The sequence below is a fragment of the Pelomicrobium sp. genome (assembly GCF_036803785.1).
In the GTDB taxonomy this organism is placed as follows: Bacteria; Pseudomonadota; Gammaproteobacteria; order Burkholderiales; family UBA6910; genus Pelomicrobium.
Window position 1 is genome coordinate 1 of the sequence record NZ_DAIRTR010000137.1, and the last position, 7,670, is coordinate 7,670.

The following is a 7,670-nucleotide window of genomic DNA, read 5'->3' on the forward strand; positions in this document are numbered from 1 at the left end:
GGCTGGGCGGGCGCCCAGCAGCACCAAGGCGATCTGGAACTCATCCGCGACGTGGTGCGCGCCACCGCCCGGGAGGTCGAATGGGTGTTCTTCGGCATGTGCCCGGAAGCATTGCGCCCCTATGTGTACGAATTCCACGAATTCGTCGCCTCCTTCGACGAGTACCCCGCCAAGCTCGCCAGCCTCAACTTGGACCTGGCGGTGGCACCCTTGGAGCTCAATGCTTTCAACGAGGCCAAAAGCAACCTGCGGTTGCTCGAGTACGGCATACTGGGCTGGCCAGTGATATGCACGGACATCTATCCCTACCAGGAAGCCCCGGTCACCCGGCTGCCCAACGAGCCGCGCGCCTGGATCGAGGCGATCCGAGAGCGGATCCACGACCTGGACGCAGCGGCGCAGGAGGGCGACCGGTTGCGGGAGTGGGTGCTCGCGGGATATCTCCTGGAGGATCACCTGGAGGAATGGCTGGCGGCATTCGCCCACCCTGCCTCGGTCTGCGCCAGACCACCCGCTCCGGCCGTGCCCTAAAGTTTTCCCGTCGGCCATCCGATAACCGGCACAAGGCGGTCGTGCGACGCGGATCGAGCGCTCGGATCGCCCCAGTCAAACCGGATTGAAAGGAGATCGGAAATGGCACTTGTGGTCAACACCAACATCGCGTCGCTGAACGCCCAGCGCAACCTGTCTGCATCCCAATCCCAGTTGCAGACCGCGATTCAGCGCCTGTCCTCGGGACTACGGGTCAATAGCGCCAAGGACGACGCCGCGGGTCTGGCGGTGGCAGAAAGCTTCACATCCCAGATCCGAGGTACCAACCAGGCGGTGCGTAACGCCAACGATGGCATCTCCCTCGGCCAGACGGCGGAAGGCGCCTTGGCCCAGGTGGCCAACAACCTGCAGCGCATCCGCGAGATCGCGGTGCAGGCCGCCAACGGCACCATCAGCGACACCGACCGGGGCCAACTGCAAAAGGAGGTGGATCAGCTTACCCAGGAGATCTCTCGCATCGTGCAAACCACCACCTTCAACGGTACTTCGCTGCTGTCGGGCTCGTCCACACTCACCTTCCAGGTAGGAGCGAGCGGTGCCGCCTCGAACCAAGTCTCGGTGACCACCACCGACCTGGCGGTCAACGGGTCAGGCGGTCTTTACTCCTACAGTGGCAGCCTCACCGCGACGGGCGTGATCAACGTGTCCACCTCGGCCAACGCCTCGGCAGCGATCGCCAACCTGGACGCCGACATTTCCATGGTCTCCACGGTGCGCGCCACCTTTGGCGCCGTGCAAAACCGGTTCGAGGCCGTGATCGCCAACCTGCAGAACTATGCCGAAAACCTCACTGCTTCCCGCAGCCGGATCATGGACGCGGATTTCGCCGCCGAAACGGCGGCTCTCACCCGTGGCCAGATCCTGCAACAGGCCGGCGTCGCGATGCTGGCGCAAGCGAACGCGCTGCCCAACACCGTGCTATCCCTGCTGCGGTAAGCCTTGTGCCGCCCGCGCCGTACCCGCGGCGCGGGCCCATAAGGAACCTAGCTTATGATCGCCAACCCCATCGGCCATCCTACGGATGCACGACCGGCGCAGTCTGGGGAGCTCGCCTCTCGCGAGCACGCGCTGCCGCGCGCCGAAGCCGCTCCGGCGCCGGCCGTGGAGGAAGCCCAGATGCACGAAGCGCTCCGGCAGATCGACGCCGCTCTGCGCCACTTGGCGGTGGAGCTGCGCTACGGCAGAGACGAGACGACCCGCAAGCTGGTGGTGCAGGTAGTGGACGGGGCGACCGGCGAAGTCCTGCGGCAAATCCCCCCGGAAGAGGTCCTGGCCATCGCGCGGGGTCTCGACCGCATGCAGGGCGTGCTGCTGGACCGCAAGGGGTGATCGCGACGGAGGCAGATTCATGTCTTTGTCATCGCCCGGCATCGGCTCCAACCTGGACGTGAACAGCTTGGTGGCGCAGCTCATGGCCCTGGAGCGGCGGCCGCTCACCTTGCTGCAACGCCGGGAGTCGGATTTTCAGGCGCGGCTGTCGGCGCTGGGTTCCCTCAAGGGGGCCCTTTCCCAGTTCCAGTCCACCGTATCCAGCCTCGCTTCCGCTTCCCGCTTTGGCGCCTACGCTGTCACGCTGGGCGACGCCCAGGTCGCCACCGCCTCCGCCGGCCCGGCAGCGGTGGCCGGCGTCCACAGCCTGGAGGTCATCCAACTGGCTCAGGCCCAAAAGCTGGCCACGGCGGCCCAGGCCTCTGCCAGCGCATCGATCGGCACCGGAACCCTCACCATCGAGTTCGGCACCATCGACGGCGGCAGCTTCGATGCCGCCACCGGCAAGTACAGCGGCGCCACCTTCACTCCGAGCGGCGCCGCGTCCAAGACGGTCACCATCGATGCTGCCCACGCCAGCCTCGCCGGCATTCGCGATGCCATCAACGAGGCGGGCATCGGCGTCACCGCCAGCATCGTGTACGACGGCAGCGGCCACCGCCTGGTGCTCGCCTCCGGTACCCCAGGTGCTGCGGGGAGCCTGCGCATTTCGGTTTCGGGCGATACGGCGCTCGCCAATCTTCTCGCCCACGATCCGTCCGGAACCCAAAACCTCCAGGAAACGGTCACGGCCCGAGACGCCCGCTTCACCCTGGATGGCATCGCCATCCGCGCCGCTTCTAACACCGTGACCGGTGCGCTGCAAGGGGTGACCCTCACTCTGGTCAAGACCAACGCGGGCGCACCGACGAGCCTCACCATCGCCCCCGACACCGCTGCCATTCGCCAAGCGGTGGAGTCCTTCGTCGAGGCCTACAATCGGCTGGCGAGATCTCTCAAGGAGCTGGGCGGTTACGATCCTGTCACAAAAACCGCCGGGGCGCTCCAGAGCGACGGGCTGCCTCGGCTCATCGAGGCGCGTTTGCGCTCGACCCTCTCGGCGGAGCTGGTTGGGCTCAAGGGCGGCTATTCCGCCCTTTACCAGCTTGGCATCACCTTCGCCCCCGACGGCACCCTGAAGCTGGATGCAACCAAGCTGGAAGCGGCGCTCCAGGCCGATGCCGCGGCAGTGGCGGGCGTGTTTGCCGCCACGGGCAAAGCCTCCGACAGCCTGGTGCGGTTCGCCTCCGCAGCCTCCAGCGCGAAGCCGGGCAGCTACGAAGTCTCCGTGTCCCGGCTCGCCACCCAGGGATCCGTGACCGGCTCGGCGGCGGCCAGCACCACCATCACCGCGGGGCTCAACGACACCCTCAGCTTGAGCGTGGACGGAGTCACGGCCACCGTCACCCTGCAGGCTGGGACCTACACGGCGGCCGGTCTCGCGGCAGAGCTCCAGTCCAAGATCAACGGCGCGCAAGCCCTCTCCGCCGCCGGCGTGAGCGTGACGGTGTCGGAGGCGGCCGGCGTCCTCACCGTGACCTCTAATCGCTACGGTTCGGCCTCCGCGGTGCTCCTGGGCGGTGGCAACGCCCAGGAGAGCTTGTTCGGCGCGAGCCCCAGCGCGGCGACCGGCGTGGATGTGGCGGGCAGCATCGGCGGCGTCGCCGCCATCGGTTCGGGCCGCACCCTGACCGCCGCCTCCGGTACCGACGCCGAAGGCATCGCCGTCGAGGTATTGGGGGGCACCACCGGCGCGCGCGGCACCGTTTCCTACTCCCAGGGCTATGCCTACCGGCTGAAGGCCCTCGCCGAGGCGCTACTCGCCGCCGATGGGCCCGTCGCGGGACGCAGCGAGACGCTGGACACTGCCATCGACGGGTTACAACGCCGTCAAGAAGAGATGGAGCGGCGCCTGGAGGCGGTGGAAAAGCGGCTGCGCGCCCAATTCACGGCCCTGGACGCCATGGTGGCCAGCATGCTCAAGACCTCGAGCTTCCTGCAGCAGCAGCTCGCGGCCCTGTCACCCTCCCCTTGAGGACGTTTTCATGCAATCGCTCATCGACCGAGCCGTCAGCGCCTATACCCAGGTGAGCGTGGACGCCGATGTCATGACGGCGGACCCGCACCGGCTGATCGTCATGCTGTTCGAAGCGGCGCGGGTGGCCCTCGCCCGCGCCCGCCACCACATGGCCAATGGCCAAACCGCCGCCAAGGGTGGGGCCATCTCCAAGGCGATCCAGATTATCGACCAGGGGCTCAAGGCCAGCCTGGACATGAAAGCCGGTGGCGAGCTGGCAGAGCGCCTGGCGGCCCTCTATGATCACCTGGCCCACCGGCTGGTGGTGGCCAACCGACACAACGACGCCGGCGCTCTGGCAGAGGTGGCGCGGCTCCTTGGCGAGCTGCAGGAGGCGTGGGAAGGCATCGCCCCCGACAGGACGCAAAAACCCCTCGCGCCCCAAGCGCAAAGCCTGTCAGCCCCGGGACAGCGGCGATGACGGACCCTTCCTCGTCCCACCCCTCCGTCGCCGCGTTCGAGGCGCTCTCGGCCCTCACCGAGCGCATGCTGCAAAGCGCCCGTGCCGGGGACTGGGACCGGCTGGTGGAGCTGGAACGGGAATGCCGCCGCCTGGCAGAGACGCTCCAGGCGACCCCCCAGGCTCCCCTCACGCCCGAAGAGCAGCAGCGCAAGGCGGCCCTCATCCGCAAGGTGCTGGCCGATGATGCCGAGATCCGCAGTCTCGCCGTGGACTGGATGGCGGAGCTGGAACGACTGCTGGACACCCATCGCCGGGCACGGGCGCTGCAGCGTGTTTATGAAAGCCGCGAGCGCCCCGAAGGTAGTTGAGCCCACGAGGCCCCTCTCGGACGGACGCTTAGCGCAGACCGCTCAGCCGGGCATTGCGGCTGCGCTCGAGCTCCATGACGTAGCGTTGCACGCGCTTGCGCTCCCCCTCGCCCATGTCCACGAATGCGCAGCCGCAGCCCTGGCCCACTGCGCCGGCCCTGAGGATCGGCTTCTCCACGCGTACCACTTGCATGTCGGTCTCGACCGTGCCGAAGCGGGGCAGCCGCAACCGGCAGCCGTGGAGCACCGTGCCGCGTTCCAACACGAGCACGTCCTGGGCAATCCATAGGGCGAGGCCGCCGCAGCTCATATCCAGCACGGGCGCTTCGATCGGCCCTGCGGCGGCGGGAATCGTGCACGTGACCGGGGTCTGCGCCGGCGTCACGACGCGGAAGTACTCCCGGCGCTGAAGCCGCAGGAGCTTTACAGGTAACGCCGAGCGCAGCGCGGCGACCCCCTGAAAGAGGACGGGTTGCACCGCGTCCACGACGAAGCGGATCTCCACCCCATCGTGGGTCCCCGTGCATTGGATGCCGCGGCTCGCCAGGAGCGCGGCGGCATGCTTTTCGTGCACCTGGTCGAGAATCAGCTCGTCGCGGCTGGCGTCGGCCTCGAGCACCGCGGTGAGGGCGAAGGCGCCACCCCCACCGTACCAGGCGGTAATCAAGGCGCGGCGGTGGGCCATCGCCCGCAGAATGGCCGCCACTTCTGCGGCGCAGCCTACGCGGTAGCGATCCTGATCTTCCGCGTCCATCGCTCCCATACCATCGGGCGACATGCACGCCCGCCCAGGGCTAGACCGGCATGTTCATGATGTCGTGATAGGCCGAGACGAGGCGGTTTCGCACCTGGATGGCGGCTTGCAGAGCGATATTGGCTTTCTGCATCGCCACCATCACCTGGTGTAGCTCCGTGCCCGGCTCGCCGCGCTCGAAGCTCGCCGCAAGCTGCGCCGCCTCCTGCTGGCGAGCATTGACTGCCTGCAGGGCGGACTTGAGGGCGTGCCCGAAATCCACGCTCTGCCCGGACGCCGTCTTCCCGCCTGGGCGAAGCCCCATGGCGGTCCCCTCCAAGGGGGCGAGCACTTTGTCGATACCTCTTGCATCCATATCGGCCACCTCCTTCCAAGCCTTGAGCGCAACGTCGCCACGGTAGCAACCCCGGGACCTTCTGCGCCGGGAAAAATGACGGCGAATTCCCCTCTTTTTTGCCCGTCGCCCGAGCCGGTACGGCCCCGATAATGCCGGCGTCGAGGCTGGGAGCCGGACCAGAACGCCGGACCCGTCTACGCGATCGAGGAGACAGACGCCACCCATGGCCGTTGTGGAGAATTCTCGGATGCCCGTGCGCTGGCCGGCCCTCGCCCGGCTATCCGCTTCCCAAAAAATCGGCATGATCGTCGTGGTGGCGCTCGCCGCCGCCCTTTTGGCAGGCGCCTGGATCTGGGCCCGCACCCCCGACTACCGGATCCTCTTCACCCAACTGGGCGACCGGGACGCAGGGGCGGTGCTGGCGGCGCTGCAGCAGATGAACGTGCCCTACAAACTGGGCGAAGGCGGCGCGATCCTGGTGCCCGCCGCCCAGGTCCACGAGGTGCGGCTCAAGCTGGCCGGCCAGGGGCTGCCCAAGGGGGGCGTCGTGGGCTTCGAGCTGCTGGAAAACCCGAAGCTGGGCACGTCCCAGTTCCAGGAACAAGTGAACTACCAGCGCGCCTTGGAAGGGGAACTGGCCCGCACGGTGCAATCCATCGCCTCGGTGCAATCCGCCCGGGTCCATCTCGCCCTGCCGCGCCCCAGCGTGTTCCTGCGGGATCGGCAAAAGCCCAGCGCCTCGGTCCTGGTGCACCTGTACCCGGGCCGCACCCTGGACGAAGCTCAAGTCAACGCCATCGTCCATCTCGTGTCGAGCAGCGTCCCAGAGCTCGCGCCGCGCAACGTCACGGTGATCGACCAGCGGGGTAGCTTGCTTTCCGCCAACGCCGACCCGCTTTCGGCTTCGGGCCTGGATGCGGGCCAGATCAAGTACCGCAATCACCTGGAAAGCCTCTACGCCCGGCGTATCGAGGCGATCCTGACGCCCATCGTTGGGGCCTCCAATCTGCGGGCACAAGTGTCCGCAGAGGTGGATTTCTCCCACGTAGAACAGACCGCCGAGACCTACCGGCCCAACGCCGCGCCGGGGCAAGCCACGGTGCGCAGCCAGCACGTGACCGAGTCGATGGGGGACGGCCTAGTCCCGGCAAGCGGTATACCGGGAGCCCTGTCCAACCAGCCGCCAGTACCGGCGGCCGCACCCCTCGAGACCCAGCCGGGAAAAAAGGAGTCGGCCGGCCCGTCGCCAGCTCCTGCTGCCACCCCGAGCCGCAAGGAATCCACCACCAATTACGAAGTAGACAAGACGGTCACCTATACGCGGCAAGCGAGCGGGACCGTGCGCAGGCTCTCGGCAGCGGTGGTGGTCAACTACCGCGCGCAAGCAGGCGCCGACGGGAGGGTGGAAATGAAACCCCTTACGCCCGAGGAGCTCGCCCAGATCACCAACCTGGTGAAGGAGGCCATCGGCTTCGACGAGAAGCGCGGCGACACGGTGAACGTGGTGAACAGCTCCTTCACGGTGCCCGAAGAGGCGCCGACGCCGCAGCCTCCCTTCTGGAAACAGCCGGAGATCCTGTCCTTGGCCAAGGACCTGGGCCTGTACCTGCTACTCGCCCTGCTTGCCGCCTACCTGGTGTTCGGCGTGCTGCGGCCGCTGCTGCATAACCTCCTGACGGCAGGCAGCGCCGGCAGGCCGCTGGCGGTGGAGGACTCCGTACCGGAGCTGGCGGCGCCACCCCCCGCCCAGGCAAGCGGCCTGGAGGCCGCCCGCCAGCTCGCCCGCCAGGACCCCAAGGTCGTGGCCAACGTGGTTAAGTCGTGGGTCGGCGGCGATGAAGGATGAAGGTCTGGAAAAAAGCGCCATCCTT

At 67.6% G+C, this 7,670-nt stretch carries 8 protein-coding genes and 1 pseudogene; 7 read left to right on the top strand and 2 right to left on the bottom strand.

What is annotated here, in order from left to right; genetic code table 11:
- The 6 genes and pseudogenes from V7Q81_RS13235 to V7Q81_RS13260 all read left to right on the top strand — a co-directional run.
- Positions 1–531, top strand: a pseudogene (locus tag V7Q81_RS13235) (glycosyltransferase); the annotation flags it as partial.
- Positions 532–633: 102 nt separating this feature from the next.
- A complete protein-coding gene (locus V7Q81_RS13240) occupies positions 634–1,488 on the top strand; it encodes a flagellin N-terminal helical domain-containing protein (protein WP_333844077.1) in 855 nt (284 codons plus the stop codon).
- A gap of 54 nt (positions 1,489–1,542) precedes the next feature.
- Complete coding sequence (locus V7Q81_RS13245; RefSeq protein ID WP_333844080.1) at positions 1,543–1,881, top strand: flagellar protein FlaG; 339 nt, start codon at positions 1,543–1,545, stop codon at positions 1,879–1,881.
- Positions 1,882–1,900: 19 nt separating this feature from the next.
- A complete protein-coding gene (gene fliD / locus V7Q81_RS13250; RefSeq protein ID WP_333844082.1) occupies positions 1,901–3,895 on the top strand; it encodes a flagellar filament capping protein FliD in 1,995 nt (664 codons plus the stop codon).
- A gap of 10 nt (positions 3,896–3,905) precedes the next feature.
- A complete protein-coding gene (gene fliS, locus V7Q81_RS13255; RefSeq protein WP_333844085.1) occupies positions 3,906–4,358 on the top strand; it encodes a flagellar export chaperone FliS in 453 nt (150 codons plus the stop codon).
- Positions 4,355–4,708, top strand: coding sequence for a flagellar protein FliT (locus tag V7Q81_RS13260; protein WP_333844087.1), 354 nt, complete (start codon positions 4,355–4,357; stop codon positions 4,706–4,708). The genes fliS and V7Q81_RS13260 overlap by 4 nt, the downstream gene beginning before the upstream one ends.
- A 28-nt stretch (positions 4,709–4,736) precedes the next feature.
- Here the strand turns inward: V7Q81_RS13260 and V7Q81_RS13265 are convergent, their stop codons facing one another.
- Entirely contained in the window at positions 4,737–5,462 is a 726-nt protein-coding gene (locus V7Q81_RS13265; protein WP_333844089.1) for a flagellar brake protein, read from the bottom strand.
- A gap of 40 nt (positions 5,463–5,502) precedes the next feature.
- A complete protein-coding gene (fliE, locus tag V7Q81_RS13270; protein WP_333844090.1) occupies positions 5,503–5,817 on the bottom strand; it encodes a flagellar hook-basal body complex protein FliE in 315 nt (104 codons plus the stop codon).
- Between the two features lie 229 nt (positions 5,818–6,046).
- Here fliE and fliF point away from each other — a divergent pair, with 229 nt between their 5' ends.
- Positions 6,047–7,645 carry a flagellar basal-body MS-ring/collar protein FliF gene (fliF, locus tag V7Q81_RS13275; protein ID WP_333844092.1) on the top strand — a complete coding sequence of 533 codons (1,599 nt, stop codon included), beginning with the start codon at positions 6,047–6,049 and terminating at the stop codon, positions 7,643–7,645.
- Positions 7,646–7,670 lie beyond the last annotated feature (25 nt).